9 protein-coding genes are annotated in these 19,868 nt (G+C 34.5%); all 9 read left to right on the top strand.

Annotation, left to right across the window (positions count from 1 at the left end; translation table 11 throughout):
• The first annotated feature begins 14 nt into the window (after window positions 1–14).
• The 9 genes from Q4Q40_RS05815 (at window position 15) to Q4Q40_RS05775 (ending at window position 19,762) form a co-directional block, all read left to right on the top strand.
• Window positions 15–2,693, top strand: coding sequence for an endo-acting ulvan lysase-like protein (locus Q4Q40_RS05815; RefSeq protein WP_303300809.1), 2,679 nt, complete (start codon window positions 15–17; stop codon window positions 2,691–2,693).
• 13 nt (window positions 2,694–2,706) lie between these two features.
• Window positions 2,707–5,511: a heparinase II/III domain-containing protein gene (locus Q4Q40_RS05810; protein ID WP_303300808.1), complete on the top strand. Its 2,805-nt coding sequence runs from the start codon at window positions 2,707–2,709 to the stop codon at window positions 5,509–5,511.
• Window positions 5,512–5,526: 15 nt separating this feature from the next.
• Window positions 5,527–6,411, top strand: a complete 885-nt coding sequence (locus tag Q4Q40_RS05805; RefSeq protein ID WP_303300807.1) for an alpha/beta hydrolase — start codon at window positions 5,527–5,529, stop codon at window positions 6,409–6,411.
• A gap of 1 nt (window position 6,412) precedes the next feature.
• Window positions 6,413–8,773: a PDZ domain-containing protein gene (locus tag Q4Q40_RS05800; RefSeq protein WP_303300806.1), complete on the top strand. Its 2,361-nt coding sequence runs from the start codon at window positions 6,413–6,415 to the stop codon at window positions 8,771–8,773.
• 10 nt (window positions 8,774–8,783) lie between these two features.
• Window positions 8,784–10,781 carry an alpha-L-fucosidase gene (locus Q4Q40_RS05795; RefSeq protein WP_303300805.1) on the top strand — a complete coding sequence of 666 codons (1,998 nt, stop codon included), beginning with the start codon at window positions 8,784–8,786 and terminating at the stop codon, window positions 10,779–10,781.
• Window positions 10,782–11,145: 364 nt separating this feature from the next.
• The gene (locus tag Q4Q40_RS05790; RefSeq protein WP_303300804.1) at window positions 11,146–13,878 is read left to right on the top strand and encodes an endo-acting ulvan lysase-like protein; all 2,733 of its coding nucleotides are present in this window, start codon (window positions 11,146–11,148) and stop codon (window positions 13,876–13,878) included.
• A gap of 127 nt (window positions 13,879–14,005) precedes the next feature.
• Window positions 14,006–15,475 (top strand): sulfatase family protein, encoded by a 1,470-nt coding sequence (locus tag Q4Q40_RS05785; protein WP_303300803.1) that lies wholly within the window; start codon window positions 14,006–14,008, stop codon window positions 15,473–15,475.
• A gap of 636 nt (window positions 15,476–16,111) precedes the next feature.
• A complete protein-coding gene (locus Q4Q40_RS05780) occupies window positions 16,112–18,058 on the top strand; it encodes a hypothetical protein (RefSeq protein WP_303300802.1) in 1,947 nt (648 codons plus the stop codon).
• 36 nt (window positions 18,059–18,094) lie between these two features.
• Window positions 18,095–19,762: a hypothetical protein gene (locus Q4Q40_RS05775; protein WP_303300801.1), complete on the top strand. Its 1,668-nt coding sequence runs from the start codon at window positions 18,095–18,097 to the stop codon at window positions 19,760–19,762.
• Window positions 19,763–19,868 lie beyond the last annotated feature (106 nt).

Here is a 19,868-nt window from a genome sequence, read left to right as displayed (position 1 = left end):
AATTAACTATTTAAATGAACCTCATAAAATCTGTCCCTACATTTTTAGTCTTAATTATAATGGTACTAAAAATGCATGCTCAAACTACAGAGCAACATCCAAGGGTATTTGCAGAGACTAAAGACCGTGCCGAAATTTTAGCTAAAATTGAAACTGAAGATTGGGCAAAAGTATCTTGGAATAACCTGCTAGAAAATATAGGTTCTTATGTGAATCGTCATGTTGAAGATCCAGAATGGATTGTTTCCAGATTAGCGATGTATTGGAAAGATGGCGCTCATTTTACCCAATGTTATATCAAAGGACAAAATTGGGATTATGGTGAGGGTAATGCGCCTGTACCAACAGTGCGTTTACCTGGTATGCGAACTTGGAACGATTATGTGAATGTGCCTTTAGAGGACAGAATTCCATATAACGAATCTGGAGATTTGCTAGGTATTAGTCGTTCTAGCGCCGATAAAACGCCTGTTTTAATTCCTTATAAAAAAACAGGACACATGGTTCGAGCTAACAATATGGAAATATTAACGTTGGCAGAAAAATCGGCATTTGCTTTTTATATCACCCAAGATGAAAAATATGCTAAATTTTCATCAGATATTTTATGGACTTGGTTATTGGGAACTTATTATATGGAACCACCTTTAGATCCAAAACAATCTACAAATGGACCAGGAGGGTACAAACCTGGCGGTATTATGGGATATTACGATTACGAAGTGATACATGATGATAGACAAATCCCAACATCTATAGCGTATGATTTTCTTTATGATTATATACATGAGCATCCTCACGAACATTTAAAAAAAATGAATAAGACACCAGCAGAAGTTGCAGGTGTGGTGTTTAAACGTTTTATAGATATAGGGCTTATTAGAGGTGGAAAAAGAGGCAATTGGAACGTTAATCGTTATAAAAATATTTTAAGCAGTATGCTTGTTTTAGAATCTAACGATTTTTATAAAGATGGTAAAGGACGCGACTATTACATGCCTTTTTACACAGAGAAATCGACAGATTATTGCACTGCTTTACCAGGAATCATGGATTATTATAATAAAACAACAGGTTTATGGCCAGAATCTCCAGGATATGCATCGGGGATGATTCCATTAGTTTTAAAAATGGGAGTTAAATTGTATAAAGCAGGAATCAATACCTTGGCAGGAAACCCAATTATTAGCAAAGCTGCCTTGGCAAATTTAGGTTGGTTAGATGCTCGTGGTAATTTGGTAGTTTTTGGCGATATGCGAGGTGGTCCTGCAAATATGTCGTCTTTTGAATCTTTATTAACCTATTCCACTTGGGAAGGAGATACCGAAACGGCTAAAAAAATGGCTACTGTTATTCGTAAAAATATAGCATCAGGTCAATACGATAGAAATACTTCAGATTGGCAAGGCATTATTTTTAATCAACCTTTGCCAGAATCTGGAAGTGATTTGCCATTTCATAAAGCAGCCTATTCTCCATTTCATAAACATATTATTATGAGAAATGGAAATAATGAAAATAACGGGTTGATGTTTACCTTATATGGAGGGAAACATAAATCCCATTTGGCTAAAAATGGATTAGCTATGCAATTTTATGGTAAAGGTTGGGCTTTAGCACCAGATGCTTCTGCTTACGAATCCTATTGGTCGCCAGATGCTGGTTACCACAGAGAAATCACGGGATCTAACACCATTGTTCCAGGGTATAGAGAGGGAGATATTACCATAAATGCTATGGATCCAATGGTTGATACAACCACAGGATTTTACAATACATCGGAAACTTCAGAAAACATCTCTTTTGCAGATGTTTCAGCAGATGAAAAACGTCGTTTGGTAGCCATGGTTCGCACCTCTGAAACTTCAGGATATTATGTTGATATTTTTAGATCAGACCAATCGGATAACGATTACATCCATCATAATTTAGGCCATTCAATGCTGCTTAAGAATACGTCAAATACGTCATTAAACTTAAAAGCAGTGAATGATTTGGGAGTAAAGTATGATAAAAACTATGCTTTCTTTAAAAATCAAAGGAAAATAAACTATTCAAACGATTTTAATGCCACTTGGACTATAACTGCAGAGTCACCCGCACCCGCATTAAACGTAAATATGTGGATGATGGGACAAGATAATAGAACACTGTATCATGTTGATGCTCCACCAACAACACTGCGTAGTGACATAACACCAGGGCAGGTAAATAAAAGCCCAGAAATAACACCAACGTTAATTGTTCGTCAGAACAATATCAATGGAAAAAAACATCCGTTTTTGGCTGTTTTTGAATCTTATGAAATAGGTAAAAAATCGATTCAAGAAATTTCAAGAGTCCATACCTCCGATAATTTTGTGAGTATAAAAGTAAACTCTAAAAATAGCACGCAATACATCTGTAATGCCATAGATAATAAAGTACACAAGCCAATGAAGCATTTTAAATTTCAAGGAATTTTTGGTACTACTTCAGAAGAAAATAATAATTTTCAATATTTGTATTTAGGAAAAGGAAAATTATTGCAAAAAGGGCCTTTTAAAATTGAAGCAGTTAATGAATCGGTTACAGCTGAATTAAAATATGAAGCGGGTACCTATTACTATTCTTCAGATAAACCTATTTTAATTCAACTTGAAAAAGGAAAGTCAAAAGAATATCCAGCTGGTTACCATATTAAAATTAAATAGTATAAAAATAGAAATGAAAATAAAAGTGAAGCCTATATTATTGTGTACGATGTTTTACATGATACTTTGTTCTTCTTTGTTGACAAGAGCACAAGAAACAACCCACCCTAGAATTTACGCTACTAATGCCTCTAGAAATGACTTTTTAGAAAGTATAAAAACCGTTGCGTGGAAGAAAAGCTTAGTGGACAAAAAAATAGCGAACCTTGAAAAGTATTTAAAGTATTGTAAAAAAGACCCCACTTGGTTGGTGTCAAGATTACAAATGAATTGGAAAACCAAGCACGATAAAGTATTTCTTAAAGGAGGCGATTTTTCACATTCTAAAGGTACCGCACCAGTGCCAACGGTTCGTTTTTCAGGAACCAGAGATTGGGCTACAGAATATGCAACACCTAAATTAAAAGACGTAACACCTTACTTTGATGATTCGCGAGGCTATTATTTAACACATAAGAAAACCAAGAAAAAGGAATGGGTACATCCCTCAAAAATGGGACATGCCATTGAAGGTATTAATCGCAGAATCATGAGTTTGGTTAAAGATGCTGCCTTTTTATATTGGGTAACTGGGGATAAAAAATATGCTGAATTTGCAAAACCAGTTTTTGAAACCTACATAGAAGGCATGTATTATAGAGATGCACCTATAGATTTAGAAAATGGGAATCAACAACGTATCTCTGGATTGGCAACTTTCGAAGTCATTCATGAACAAATACTGATTCACTTATTGACAACATACGACTTTTTGTATGACTATTTTGAAGATGAAAAAATCAATCTTGACCATAGTGCCGCCGTATTTCAAAAATGGGGAGATCAAATTATAAATAATGGAATACCAGATAACAACTGGAATCTTTTCCAAGCCAGATTTTTAACCTACGTAGCCTTAGCTTTAGAAAGTAACAAAACTTATAAAAACGGAAAAGGACGTGAATATTTTTTAGACCATACGTTTAATACATCTACAGAAAGGCAATTATCTATTAAAGAATCTTTGTTAGTTTATGATCCAGAAACAGGAATATGGCCAGAATGTGCATCGTATTCCGTACATGTTATAACAACCTTGCTTAATATATTTACATTATTAGACAATGCAACAAATAACAACGAGCTTTCTAAATTCCCTGTTATAGAAAAAGCAGCATTGGCATCATTTCAATACTTGTTTCCTAGTGGTTACACGGTTGGTTTTGGCGATTCTAATCATAAACCGCTTCCGCCAGAAAATTTTGAATTATTAATTTCAAATTATAATAAATATAACAATGAGGAAAAAGAGGGGATTATTTCTAAATTGTTACAACAAATGATTGCTAAAGGTGAATACAAACGAAAAGCAGACGATTTGTTTCAATTGTTTTTCTATGTAGATAGTTTAAAGCCTACAGAACATATTCAAAATGGTTTAAAGACATTAACAACTCCAACGTTTTATGCTTCTAATGTAAGTCTGTTTAACCAAAGGTTAGGAGAAGGAAACGATGCAATGATGATCTCTACGGCTGGCTCTTATGGAAACCATTCGCATGTAAATGGGATTTCTATAGAGCTATTTGCGAATAACTATGTATTAGGACCAGATATGGGAAAAGGCTCTAGTTATTGGCATTCAGATCATAGAGAATACTATTCTAGATTTCCTGCACATAATACAGTTGTTGTAGATGGTGTATCAGATTATAATGCGATGCGAGGGTACCATCCGTTTAAACTAGAAAATTATTTTCCGCAAGCAGGAGAAATACCGAGTTTTGATAAACTAACATTTTCTAAAGTATCCTTTTTTGAGCCTAAAGCAAAAGCAGATCAACAACGGTTTACAGCTATTATAAAATCAAACACCACAAAAGGATACATTGTAGATGTGTTTAGATCTAAAAAACAACAGGAAGGCGCACAGCGACACGACTATTTTTATCATAATTTAGGACAATCGCTTAAAATTTTTGAAAAGGATTCTAAAGAACTAAATTTAACTACCACCACAGATTTTGGAAGCAAATATGGCGATTTGAAAGCTTATGATTATTTAAGTAATAAAAAGAAAGTTAAAACTATAAAGGATGTTCAGGCACTTTTTAGACTTAAAAATAAAGGAGAACGAGATCATTTAACGAAAGTTTGGGTACAAGGAAGTAAACACCAAGAAATATATACAGCTTTAGCTCCAAAATCAAAAGTACTCACAAAGGGAACAGCTCCCGAAGAAATTTTAGGAGATTCTATACAAACATTAATTGTAAAAAGAAATGAAGCTGCATGGAATACCCCATTTGCATTCGTTTTCAATCCTTATTTTAAAGATGAAGAAAACCCCATTGCCGATGTAACATTTTCATCAATCAAAGAAAACCCAAGCACACAAGTTATAGAAGTGGCATTGAATGATCATAAAACAACCGATTACATTATTTTGAATACCACCGAAGAAGACGTAGTTAAAAAGGACGGTTTATATCAAAAAGGACTTTTATCGGTTACTAGAAAGACAAAAGGAACAAAAAAATTAGATTATTTTTTCGTTTCAGGCATGAATAAGTACGCACAAAATGGATGGGAAATCATTACTACTGGCGAGCCTGTTACACTTTCTGTTGAGCGTTCAGAAAATACATTTGCTATAGAAAATGACCGTGCTGTGGTGATACGAGCCCCTTTTTTAGATGGAAAAAAATCGGCAGAATTAAGAGTTTATGAGAATGATAAATTAGTGGCAACAAGACAAGGTCAAATTAATAGATCAAACCCAGAACAGTTAGAGTTTAGACTATCCAAAGCCTACAGTAAAGTATTAATTGTTTACTAAAATTTTATATTATATATGGTAAAGTATTTAATAACAACACTAGTCGTTTTACTAACTACAGGTCATGTAAATAGTCAGAATAAAGACTCTAAAGAAACAGACCCTCTTAAAGAAGTGGTGTATAAGGAAGTAGATGGTAATAAATTAAAACTTAGTTTCTATTATCCTAATAAATTTAATAAACGAAAGCAATACCCAACCATGATTTTCTTTTTTGGAGGTGGATGGACAGGAGGAAGTACCGCGCAGTTTAAAGATCAGGCAATATATTTTGCCTCTCGAGGAATGATTACAGTATTAGCAGATTATAGAGTAAAATCTAGACATCAAACCACACCGTTTGAATCGGTAAAAGATGCTAAATCTGCCATTCGATATTTAAGAAATCACGCTAAAGAATTTGGAATTCATCCAAATAAAATCATTGCATCTGGTGGATCTGCTGGTGGGCATATCGCTGCAGCATCATCATTAGTTTCTGGGCTGAATGAAACAGGCGAAGATGTATCAGTAAGTACAAAAGCCAATGCCTTGGTATTGTTTAACCCAGTGGTTGATATGAGTCCTGATGGTTTTGCGAATGATAAGGTTGGAGATCGTTATTTAGAAATTTCTCCTATGCAAAATATTACAAAAGGAGCCCCACCAACTATTATTTTTCTAGGTACAAAAGATAAAATAATACCCGTTTCTATTGTCGAAAAATTTAAATCCAAAATGGAAGCTGTTGGTAGTAGATGCGATCTTCGTTTGTATGAAGGACAACCTCACGGATTCTTTAATAAAGGAAGGCAAGAAGCAGATAAATGTTATATTGCAACAGTATTCGAAGCAGATTTGTTTTTACAATCATTAGGATATATAAAAGGAGAGGAAACCATTACAAAAAGCAAAAAATAAAATGAGAAGATTAAGTGTTTTATTAGTGATATTAACTGTGTTTGTTTCATGTGCAACAAAGCCAAATACGGTAGAAATGTATGTGTCGGAGCATGGCGTTGAAAATTCAGATGGTACTAAAGAAAAGCCTTTTGCAAGTATAGAAGCGGCAATTAATAAAGCAACCGAATTAAAATCAACTAATACACAAGCTCATATTGTTATTCATGTTTTACCTGGTGTATATCGTTTAACGAAGGCTATAACGATACCAGCATCATTAAGTGGGCTGACTATAAAAGGAACCAGTGCTTCAGAAGTTACTATAAAAGGTTCTGTGTTATTAAATAGCCAATGGAAACCATATAATGATACTATCTATGTAACACATGTCGCTGAAAATTCAGATTTCGATCAGCTCGTAATAAATGGGCAACCACAAATTTTAGCACGTTATCCTAATTATAATGAAGCGGCTCAATATTGGCAAGGTTATGCTGCCGATGCCATATCAAAAGAACGTATCGCTTCATGGAAAAAACCAGAAGGCACTTATTTTCATGCTTTACATAATGGAAAATGGGGAGGGTTTCATTATAAAATCACAGGAGTAAACGAAGATGGAACAGCTATATTAGAAGGCGGACATCAAAACAATAGAAACTCAAAACCCCATGCAAAATACCGAATGGTAGAGCGTGTTTTTGAAGAATTAGACAGTCCAGGAGAGTGGTTTTTAGATAGAGAAAATGATAAACTATACTATTGGCCAGTAAAAGGGGTAACTCTAAACAACTCTAAAATAGAAGTTTCTGCCCTTAAAGATTTAATTCGAGTGGTTGGAACACTAGAAAATCCAGTAAAAGACATAAACATAAGCGGTATTAAGTTTGAAAATACCAAACGCACACTTATGGAGGAATATGAACCTTTATTAAGAAGTGATTGGTCTATTTACAGAGGAGGTGCGCTATTTTTTGAAGGTACAGAAAACTGTATCTTAAAAGATAATGAATTTACCAATTTAGGCGGGAACGTTATTATGGTTAGCAAATATAATAAAGGGTTGCAGGTAATAGGCAATCATATTTACGATAACGGAGCTAGTGCTATTTCCTTTGTTGGAGATGCTTCAGCTGTACGTTCGCCATCATTTAATTACGGACAATTTGTACCTGTTTCAGAAATGGATACGATTTCTGGTCCTAAAAATGAATTATATCCGCGCGCATGTTTGGTGGAAGATAATTTAATTTACAGAATTGGTCGCATTGAAAAGCAAACTGCAGGTGTGCAAATTTCAATGGCTATGGATATTACGGTGCGCTATAATAGTATTTATGATGTGCCAAGAGCAGGAATAAATATTGGTGAGGGTACTTGGGGTGGTCATATTTTAGAGTTTAATGATGTATTTAACACCGTATTGGAAACGAGTGATCATGGGTCGTTTAACTCATGGGGTAGAGATCGTTTTTGGCATCCAAAACGTCGAGTTATGGATAGTTTAACCATAGCAAATCCAGATATGTATACTTGGGATGCTATTAAAACAACCATAATTAGAAATAACCGTTTTAGATGTGATCACGGTTGGGATATCGATTTAGATGATGGGTCATCAAATTATCACATTTATAATAATTTACTATTAAATAACGGGCTTAAATTACGTGAAGGATTTAATCGTGTTGCCGAAAATAACATCATGGTGAACAACTCATTACATCCACATGTTTGGTTTGTAAACAGTGAGGATGTGTTTAAGCATAATATTGTAGCAAATGGGTATCATGATGTTCGTTTGTTAGGTTGGGGAAAAGAATTAGATTATAATTTTTTCTCAAACGAAGTCTCTTTAATGAAATCGCAGGTTTACGATAGAGATATACACAGTGCTTATGGAGATCCGATGTTTAAAGACCCAGCAAATTTAGATTTTTCCGTTCATGAAGATTCTCCTGCATTAAAAATAGGATTTAAAAATTTCCCAATGGATCAGTTTGGAGTTCAAAAAGAAAGTTTTAAAAAAATAGCCAAAACACCAGAAATTCCTGAGATAAAAGATGTATCAGAAAAGAAAAGCAGTCCTGTTGTAGCTTGGTTACGTAATGAGATAAAAAGTGTCGATTCAGAGCAAGAGCAGTCTGCTTACGGATTAAACAGCCCAGAAGGTATTGTTATTTTACGTACATGGAAACAGAGTCCAGCAGTAAAAAACGAAGGCATCAAAAAAGGAGATGTTATTTTACAAGCAGCAGGTAAAAAGGTTGTAAATGTTCAGGACTTTTTCAAAATTAATATGGAAAATAAATCAGGAAAATTAGATTTAATTATCATGCGTAATCAATCAGAAAAGAAAATCACTATTAATACTAAATAAATTAAAATAAATGAAAATAAAAGCTTTGCAGAAATTATGTTTACTCCTGTTGGCTGTATTACTAAGCGCCAATATAGGTTATGCTCAAACCGATACTAAGGTTAAAAAGTTATCAGACGATGATAGAATGGCTTGGTGGCGTGATTCTAAATTCGGAATGTTTATTCACTGGGGTGTTTATTCTATTCCTGGTGGCGAACGAGATGGAAAAATTTGTGGTGGTGGTGCCGAATGGATTATGGATAAATTGGATTATACCATTGAGGAATATGAAAAATTTCCAGCCATGTTTAACCCTGTAAAGTTTAATGCAGATGAGTGGGTTTCTATGGCCAAAAATGCAGGTATGAAATACATTGTAATCACCTCGAAACATCATGATGGTTTTGGTTTATGGGATTCTAAAGTGTCAGATTATGATATTATGGATTCATCACCATTTAAACGAGATATAATAAAAGAATTATCGGAGGCTTGTAAAAAGCAAGGTATTATATTTTGTTTTTATCATTCTATTACAGATTGGCATCATCCGCAAGCTCAAGGGAATTTGTTCCCAAATTATAATGCGGGGCAAAAAGATCAAACCGTTGTTAATCCTGAATTTCCGAAGTACTATAAAAATTACCTTAAACCACAGGTTAAAGAATTATTAACTAATTATGGAGATATAGGGGTTGTTTGGTTTGATGGCGAGTGGATTGGAGATTATACCACCGAAATGGGTAAAGAGTTTTATGATTTTATTCGTGAAATACAACCTAATACCATTGTAAATAATAGAGTAGATAAAGGCCGTAAAGGCATGGATGGTATGGATACCGAAGGCAATTTTGCCGGAGATTTTGGTACACCAGAACAAGAAATACCTGCAACAGGAATAGATTCTGATTGGGAATCGTGTATGACGATGAATGGTTCTTGGGGGTATAAACCATCGGATCATAATTGGAAAAGTAGCAAAAAATTAATTCAGAATTTAGTAGATATAGTATCTAAAGGAGGTAACTTTTTATTAAATATAGGTCCTGATGGTTTAGGGCAATTTCCACCAGAAAGTATTGAGCGCCTTGAAGCTATGGGAACATGGACTAGAGTTAATGGAGAATCGGTTTACGGAACAAAAGCAAGTCCGTATGCCAGACCAGACTGGGGACGATACACTAAAAAAGAGGGGGTTGTTTATGCACATGTTTTCGATTGGCCAACCGATGGTAAATTGGTGATTAATAGCGATATTAAAATTAAAAAAGCGTCTTTATTAATGGATCCGAAATCGAAACTTAAAACAACATTAGTCAATGGGCAATTGGTTATCAATTTGCCAAAACAAGCACCAGATGCAAATGTTTCAGTAATAAAAATAAAATTACTTTCTAATGATGATTGGGCGAATTTAAAACGCTTTAAAAAAGCAAATGCCAAATTAAAAGCACCTGCTAAAAAAGAAAATAGAGTTGTGTTCATGGGGAATTCAATTACTCAAAATTGGACAAGAGAACACGGTGTTTTCTTCAAAAAGAACCCATCGTATATCAATAGAGGAATTAGCGGACAAACAACATCACAAATGTTGTTAAGATTCCGTCAAGATGTTATCGATTTAAAACCAAAAGTGGTCGTTATTTGTGCAGGAACAAATGATCTTGCAGGAAACGGTGGACCAATTAGTGCAGACGATATTGTTAAAAATATTTGTTCAATGGCCGAATTGGCAAAAGCTAATAATATAAAAACTGTGTTGGCTTCTATATTGCCTGCAAGTAGCTATTCTTGGAGTCCATCTATTAAACCTGCTGATGCTATTATTGCAATAAACAAACAAATTAAAGCCTATGCAAAAGCTAATGATTTGGTGTATTTAGATTACTATACATCTATGGTAAATGAGACTAAAGGTCTGAAAAAAGAATTAGGTAGAGATACCGTTCACCCAAATGTAAAAGGTTACGAAATTATGGGACCATTAGCTAAAGAAGCCATTAAAATAGCTTTAAAGAAAAAATAAAAATCATCATTTAAACCATTTCAGTATAAAAGCTAATATTCATTAAAATTATTTTTAGTGAATATTGGCTTTTATTGGTTTCAAATACAGTTAAAACGATGTGTTTTGAAGCATTCTACATTCTACTTTCGCTTTCTAAAATCCTTCATTAAATGATATTGAAGAGCTGGCAGGTTTCACGAATTCAAAGGAATTTAGTTTTGGCCATGATAGTTCATAGAAGTGTTGTTTAGATTGTCTAATTTCAATAAATTCAGCAAAAATCAATAGATAAAAATCATAATTTATATACAATGAATTATGGGTTATATTCATTTATCAAATGAATGGGTAATATTGAATAGAATTTTTAGATTATATAAAGATGAAAAAGACGCTAACATTAATTGTATTGATTTTTATAGGAACACGGTTGCCTGCACAGATTCCACTTCCTAATAATTTAGAACAAGGATATCCTCGTATTTATATTACCCAAAAGGGTAAAAAAGACCTTCAAAAAACAATAAAACAGGAAACTTGGGCACAAGAAGTACTTAAAAGCATTCATAACAAAATAGATGCACATGTTGAACGCCATGTGGATGATAAAGAATGGATGGTATCACGTTTACAGATGTATTGGAAAACAAAAGCCACCAATGTTTACATAAACGGCATAAATTATTCTCACGCAGATGGTGAAGCTCCAGTGCCAACCGTTCGTTTTATAGGTTCACGTGATTATACTACCCCTTATGGGAAACCAAAATTAGAGGACGTTTTGCCGTATATGGATGACCCCCGAGGTTTGTATTTACCTAACAAGAATAAGGAAGGAAAACCTTTTGAGTGGGCAGCACAATCTAAAACAGGAAGAGTCATTTATTCCATTAATGAGGAAATTATAGGGCTGGCTAAAGATGCATCCTTTATTTACTGGCTAGAAAATGATGAGCGTTTTGCGAAATTTTCTTTTGATGTGTTTCATACATATATGGAAGGCATGTCTTATCGAAGTGAACCCATAGATTTGCTTAATGGTCATATTCAAACGCTTGTTGGTTTTACTAACTTTCAGGTAATACATGAGGGCGTTCTTATTAGCATAGCAGAACTTTACGATTTTTTGCATCAATATATTGAGACAAATCATCCAGATAAAATCGAAATGTACGATACTACCATTAAGAGATGGGCAGATCAGGTTATTAAAAATGGGGTACCACAAAACAATTGGAATTTGCACCAGGCAAAGGTTATTTTGAAAGCAGCGATGGTTTTGCAGGATGACAAAAACTATAAAGATAAAAAAGGGAGAGAATACTACATCAATTATATTTTGAATGTGACTTCAGCCAGACAATGGTCACTTACTAAGTTTATCGATTATGGCTATGACGAAAATAACGGTGTTTGGGCAGAATGTCCGGGCTATTCACAAGGTGTTACCAAAGACCTTACTAATTTTATTAGAGACTTCGATAATACATTCAACCATAATATTTTGCCTTATACACCTGTTATTCCAGAGGCCGTAAAAATGCTGCCACAATATTTGTTTCCCAATGGGCAAACGGTTGCATTTGGAGATTCCTATTATGGGCCTATTAATACAGAAGCCATGAGTGATATGATTCGTATTGCCCAGAAAAATAATAACAAAAAATTAGAAGAAGAATTTACAGGCATGTATCGGTTATTTACTCGAAGCCCAAAGGGATCTGGGCATAGAAGAAAACCAAAATCCAATATATCTTCTTTTTTTGAAAGCAAACCTTTGGAACTGAATCCAAAGTATAAAATTGGCAATTTAAAAGATTACATTACCCAAACCTTTTATGCCCCTAATGTGAGTTGGCATGTACAACGTATGGGAACAGGTAAGGATGGTATGATGGTTTCATTAAACGGATCACTCGGTAACCACATGCATGCCAATGGTATCAATATGGAATTGTACGGAAAAGGATTTATACAAGGCGCCGATCCAGGCAAAGGAGCTAGTTATCTTCAGCCAAAATATCTGGAGTTTTATTCACAGTTTCCAGCGCATAATACCGTTATGGTTGATGGGGTTTCTTCGTATACCGAAATGTTGAGTTACCATGCGTTTGATTTAATGGGGCAATATCCAAAATCGGAACAAAAACAAGGATTTTACGAACACATTACCTATTCTGATGTTTACTTTTTAGAACCAGAAACCCGCAGCGATCAAAGCCGTCTGGTTAGCATCATAAAAACGGGTGAAGCCACAGGCTATTATATTGATGTTTTCCGTTCGAAAAAACAGCGTAAAGGCGATAAATTTCATGATTATTTTTATCATAATCTTGGTCAAAGTATGCAGGTGAACGATACTAAAGGCACCCCACTAGAACTAACACCAAGTGAAGAAATGGGGTTTGCAGGAGGACATTTATATGCCTTTGATTATATGTGGGATAAAAAATCGGTTCGAACTAACGAAGCTTACCAAGCCGAATGGAAAATCGATATGCCAGATGGCGAAGATGATGTGTTTATGAACCTGTGGATGAAAGGAACAGAAGGGCGCGAAGTGTTCACCATAAAATCACCACCTAACAAGGCATTCCGTAAAGGAAATAGTTTTCCTTATGATGTTAACAAAGCACCCTATTTAACCCTTGCAGCGAGGCAACATGGAGAAGCCTGGGAGCATCCTTTTATTTCTGTATACGAACCTTATACCTCGAAAGAAGGAAAAAGTATTTCAGCCATAGTTGGATTCGATGATGAAAATGGGAATAAGGATTTTGCTGGTTTGCATATCACTAATAAATCTGGACGTGAAGATTATGTGTTCTCCTCGTATGGAGGTAAAATGGCAAGTTATAACAACATGTCTACCAATGCCTCTTACGCTTTAGTTGGAAATGATAAGAAAGATGATTTAGTATTGTTTATGGGTAATGGAAGCAAGCTTAAGGCAAACGGATTTACGATTTTAGCTAACGAAAAAGGGAATGTGGTTGTAGAGAAAAAGGGTGATGAATTCTACTTGCATAACGAAGTGCCTGTTACCATTTCTTTCAAGGGTAAAAAAAATAGTTTTAAGGCTGGAGCGTTAAGATTAATTAACTTGGAAAAATAAAAACTATGAATAATGTTTAGAATTAATACTTTTGAAAAGTTAGCAACCAAATCGAAAAAACAAATTATATCAATATAATATATCAATTTTAGGGTAAATCTAAATGATTAATAATAATTAAATACGTATGAAAGAAATTTGCAAACTAGTATTATCTGTATTAACTATCACGATATTTTTTACAAGTTGTAAAAAAAAAGAGAGTCAACCAAAAGAGGTAAAACGTCCAAATTTTTTGTTTGTATTAGTGGATGATCAATCCCCATTCGATTTAAAAACCTACGATTCCAATTCAATATTAGAAACACCAAATATCTCTAAGCTAGCTCAAGAAGGGACTGTTTTTGATGAGGCACGACACATGGGATCTATGAACGGTGCCGTATGTACACCATCAAGACATATGATTATGACTGGACGCACTTTATGGCATTTGCCACCTAGTGCTATGAATAAAGATAATGGTATTGATAGTTTAGCGAACCAAAGTATAGGAGCTATTTTTAACAGAGCAGGTTACAAAACGATGCGTACTTGCAAAAACGGCAACTCTTACAAAGGCGCGAATACGCAATTTACAGTAGTAAAAGACGCTACAAAACGAGGAGGTACAGAAGAAAGTGGGAGTGCATGGCATGGGAAACAGGTGTTGGATTATTTAGGAGACAGAGAAGTTAATCAAGAAAAAGATCCATTTTTTATTTATTTTGGTTTTTCACACCCTCACGATACGCGTGATGGTACGCCAGAATTGTTAGAGAAATACGGTGCTGTAAACCATAAGGACACGCTTAGTCTTCCTCCAGCTAACGACAAACAACCTTCACTTCAAGACAATTATCTATTAGCGCACCCATTCCATCATGGTCACCCAAAGCTTAGAGATGAAGAACGTGTAAGCGGCGTTTGGAAAAACAGAGACGAACAAACGGTTCGTAATGAATTAGGTCGAGAATATGCATGTTCAGAAAATATAGATATACAATTAGGCAAAGTTCTTGATAAATTAGAAGCTATGGGCGAGTTGGATAATACATATATTATCTATACCTCAGACCATGGTATGTCTATTGGAAGACATGGATTAATGGGAAAACAAAATTTATATGAGCATACTTGGCGCGTACCTTTTATTGTTAAAGGGCCAGGAATAGATGCAGGCAAACGTGTAAAAGGGAACATCTATCTTTTAGATGTACTACCAACCTTATGCGATTTAGCAGGAATAAATACTCCAGAAACTGTTGAAGGTAAAAGTTTTGCTCCAGTTTTAAAAGGAGAAAAAGATGTTGTAAGAGATGTGATGTATGGGGTTTACGCTGGAGGCACAAAACCAGGGATGCGTACTGTAAAAAAAGGGGATTGGAAATTAATAAAGTACGATGTTATGGATGGTGCAGTTAGAGAAACTCAACTTTTTAATCTAGCTGAAAACCCTAATGAATATCTGCCTGAACATGATAAATCAGGCGAAATGGAAACAGACTTAGCAGAAAACCCTAAATATGCAGATAAATTAGCAGAAATGGAAGCATTGTTACTTGAGCAAATGGTTGCTAACGACGATCCATATCGTTTATGGAATCAAACAGAATAATGATCATAGGAAAGTATTAAAGATAAACCATAACTATAACCATTACTTAACACTGCCTATGGATTTCCTGTCTATAGGAATGGCTTAGTTGTGTTAATCTAAAGAATTTCTCGACACTCTGTGTCGGGGTTTCCGATGTCACTTCTCCTTTGGAGAGGTCAGAACTGCCAAAAAAGGCAGTTCTGGGAGAGGAAAAATACAGAATTTTGGTTTTTGACCTTTTTAGGTCAAAACCTTGTGGGCAACTTGATTTGGTGTGAAACCAGCGAAATACCTCTATGGCTCTGCCGAGGGTAGTTAGTTTCAAGAAATTCTTTATTTCACGACCAGCCACCATTCGATTTAAAAACTTACGATTTCAATTTAGAAACACCAAATAGCTCTAAACTGGCTCAAGAAGGAACTGTTTTGAAACTGTTTTGATGAGGCACGTTGCATGGAGACTAAGAATGGTGCCGTTGGCTTGTCGGGGATTATCAGTTTTAATATTTTTTTGTTTAAATTAAAAGTAAATAATATAGATATTAAATGTTATAAAATAGGCTATAGTTTATAAACCGTGAGTCATGATTTATACATAATCATACTTAAAATAAATAAAATTGCCAGATATAATTAATACTTATAAATAGTAAGATGAAAAGAAAGATAAAAGCATTAATCTGTTTAGGTTTTTTGTTATGTTTTACCCTAACTTTTAGTGCTAATAACCAAAAAAAAGAACCATTAGATATTGGCGAATATCTAAAACATGCTGATAGCAAAACGATTTATCCGTCGGCAAAACAAATTAAAATGCTTAAAAAGGTTATGCCACAAGAAGCATATCAACCCGCACCAAAAATAAGTGATAGAACGTATTGGCATGCTATTGCAATAACGCCATCTGGCAAAGCGTACTTAAAAGAAGCGCTGTCTATGATTAATGAAAAGCCAGAAGTTCCTATTTCAGATGAGATATATAGAAGAGCCAATAAAGAGGGAAATAGAGGGATTTATAAACCCAGATATTACCGAACTATGAAACGTTTAGAACATTTTATTTTGGCTGAATGTTTAGAAAATAAAGGACAGTTTGTGCTTCAAATAAACACCTATTTGCAAGCCATAATGGATATGAAGTCGTGGTTGCATCCAAACCATGACGATAATAAAAATGGCACTCTTGAAGGTAGGCGAGTAACAATCGATTTGGGAGCACGAAAATTTGGAGGTGTTTTAGCATTGGCTGAATCACTTTTAGGTGATTCTATTTCCGAAGCTATGAGAAACAAAATAAAGAAACAATTACAATGGCGAATAACCGATTCATATTTAAAAAGTTGTAAAATATCAGATAAGAATAATAAGTGGATTAAAAGTACCAGTAACTGGAATTCTGTGTGTACAAGTGGTACTGTGTTAGTAACAATAACTAATTCAAAGAGTCCAGAAGAACGTTTGGCAGCTGTAGGATCGGCAATAAATAGTATGGCATATTACCTAAGTGGTTTTGGAGCCGATGGCTATTGTTCAGAAGGGCTGGGCTACTGGGGTTATGGTTTCAATCATTATTTGTATTTAGCGCAAATGCTATCAGATTATACAAAAGGGAATATCAATTTATTTGAAAGCGATGACCCTAAAAAATTAAGAAAGGTAGGAAACTTTCCTGAACATTTTGAAATCCAGAAAGGCACTTGTGCTCCTTTTGCAGATGGCGTGTCACATACAGCAGGTAAAGGAAGTAATTTTGCAGAAGTATTATCTTCAAAATATTACGATGCAAAAAGACCTTTAGAAACCAGATTTGAAGAAGCCGTAGAGCAAATAATAGCTTGGGATCATCCCGAATTGTTTAAAGTAAATAATGCGATTATTAAGCAACATTCAGAATTAAATGACTATACTTTTTTTGATGATTTAGGAATGGTGATTTCCCGTGGAAAACAAAAAGTGCCATTTTCAATAGCTATAAAAGCAGGACATAATGCCGAAAATCATAATCACAGTGATGTAGGAACCTATATTTTAGTTTTAGACGATGAATTACTGTCAGGAGATATAGGAGCACCGTCATATAGAGCAGGAGCATTTTCTCCACACAATAAGGCCAGAAGCTCCTGGGGACATCCAGTTCCTAGAATTAATAATACATTACAATCTAATGGACGTGAGTTTAAAGGTGACATTATAGAAACTACATTTAAAAAAAACTCAGATAAAGTAGTAATGGATATTAAACAAGCTTACGAATTACCAATGCTAAATTCGTTAACTAGAACCATGGTAAATAATAAGTCTGGAACAGGAATAATAATGATTAAAGACCATTTTGTAGCATCAGAGCCTGTTTCATTTGGTACAGCAATTATGACTTATTCAAAATATGAAATATTAGATGCTAATTCTTTAATTCTTACAGGCAAACATCAAAAAATAAAAGTAGAAATAAAAAGTACTGGGGGAGACATAAATATTCATGCAGAGCCTGTACCAGTAAAGCATTTAAGAGAAGGGAAAGATGCTGTTAGAATTGGAATTGATTTTAAAGAACCAATAAACGAAGGAGGTATTACTATAAAATATACACCTGTAAACTAAATAGTATAGTCTTAATTTAATAGTAAAAAGTAATAAATGAGTAAATTTAATTTTCAAAAAAAACTGATATTATTTATATCATTGTTTTTTAGTTGTTTAGGTGCCGAATTGATAGCGCAGAATCATTTTTCTAATCCTTTAATTTTAGATATGGTTCATCATAACCCAGGCGAAACACCTTATAAATCTGCCTATAATAATCCAGCTGTTATAAAAGAGATGGGCTATAATGGTAAGGTCTATTTTCTTTTTGAATCTCCAGCATTGGCAATCAACTGGGAATCAGTGGGTTCAGATATTTTACCTAAAGAATCTAAAGAGCGTAAGTGGGTAGATGCCAAAGCAAAGCAAATTAAAAAAATGCATGCAGCGTGTAAAGAACAAAATATGGCTATTTATGCCATGTCCGATTTGGTATTGTTTCCTAAGCGATTAATAGAAAAATACAATATAGAAGATACCTTTGGAGATCCTAATAACGCATTAACAGAAAAGTTTGTTCGTGCTCAAATTAACGAAATGTTCGATCAGTTTCCTAGCCTTGATGGATTGGTTGTAAGAATAGGAGAAACCTATTTGCATGATGCACCTTATCATCAAGGAGCTATTAAAAACAAAACAAATCCAGAAAAAACGATTATTCCTTTAATGCAAATATTAAGAGAAGAGATTTGTGTAAAGCGTAATAAGCAACTTATTTTCCGTACATGGAATGCATTTGATAGAAATATGGGAGCTTATATGAAAGTGAGTAATGCTGTAGAACCGCATCAGAATTTAATAATTAGTATCAAGCATTGCGAAGGAGATTTTCATAGAGCGCGTCCTTTTAGTAAAGTTATAGGTCAAGGGCGTCATCCTCAAATTATAGAAGTACAAGCAGCACGAGAGTACGAAGGAAAAGGCGCGTACCCAAACTATATTGCAAATGGTGTTATTGAAGGTTTTGAAGAGCATGATAAAATGCCCGAAGAAAAAATTAATAGCATTCGTGAGTTTGTTGAAAAAAAGCCAGACTTATACGGTGGTATCTGGACTTGGTCTCGTGGTGGAGGCTGGGAAGGGCCTTACATACAAAGTGAAATGTGGTGCGATTTAAACGCTTGGGTGATGGCACAATGGGCTAAAGATACCAAGCAAAAAGAAGCATTTATTTTTAATAGATATGCGACTGAACGTTTACATCTAAAAGGAGATGATGTTGCTAAATTTAGAAAACTTTGTTTGCTTTCAGCAGAAGCAGTTGTGAGAGGTAGAAACTCAACGCACTACGATATGGATGTATGGTGGACTCGTGATCAAGGGATTGGGTGGCCAAAACCAGCAAAAGATTCTATCGGACAAAATCGAAACTTAAAACAAAAAGACGAATCAGTAGCCAAATGGGGAGAGATTGTTAAACTAGCAAAATCAATTCATTGGGAAAATAAAAAGGCCGAAAGTCATGCTATAGGTTCCGCAGAATATGGTTTAAGACTATATAAAATTTACCGTGCACTTATTTACATGTCTGATGCTGAGTTTAAAGGTGATAAAAAACGTATTCAAAAGTGGATTAAAGCTTATGATAAAGCTTGGATAGATTATAAAAAGCTCCCAGAGCAATATAATACAGTTGCAACATTATACACACAAAATTACAATCGCCACATTACAAACAATGCAGACCGTAAAGTAAACGAATTAAGAACAAAATATAATTAGATGGAAAATAAAGATCTGTTTATATGTCTTTTTACAACATGGTTCACTTTATCATTGGGGTATGAAGGAACGACAAAATTAGATACACTCTTATATTTTAATAATA

Origin of the sequence: Flavivirga jejuensis, assembly GCF_030540765.1 — a bacterium.
GTDB classification, from domain to species: Bacteria; Bacteroidota; Bacteroidia; order Flavobacteriales; family Flavobacteriaceae; genus Flavivirga; species Flavivirga jejuensis.
Note: the sequence above shows the minus strand (reverse complement) of the source record. Positions and strands in the feature narration are given on the sequence as shown.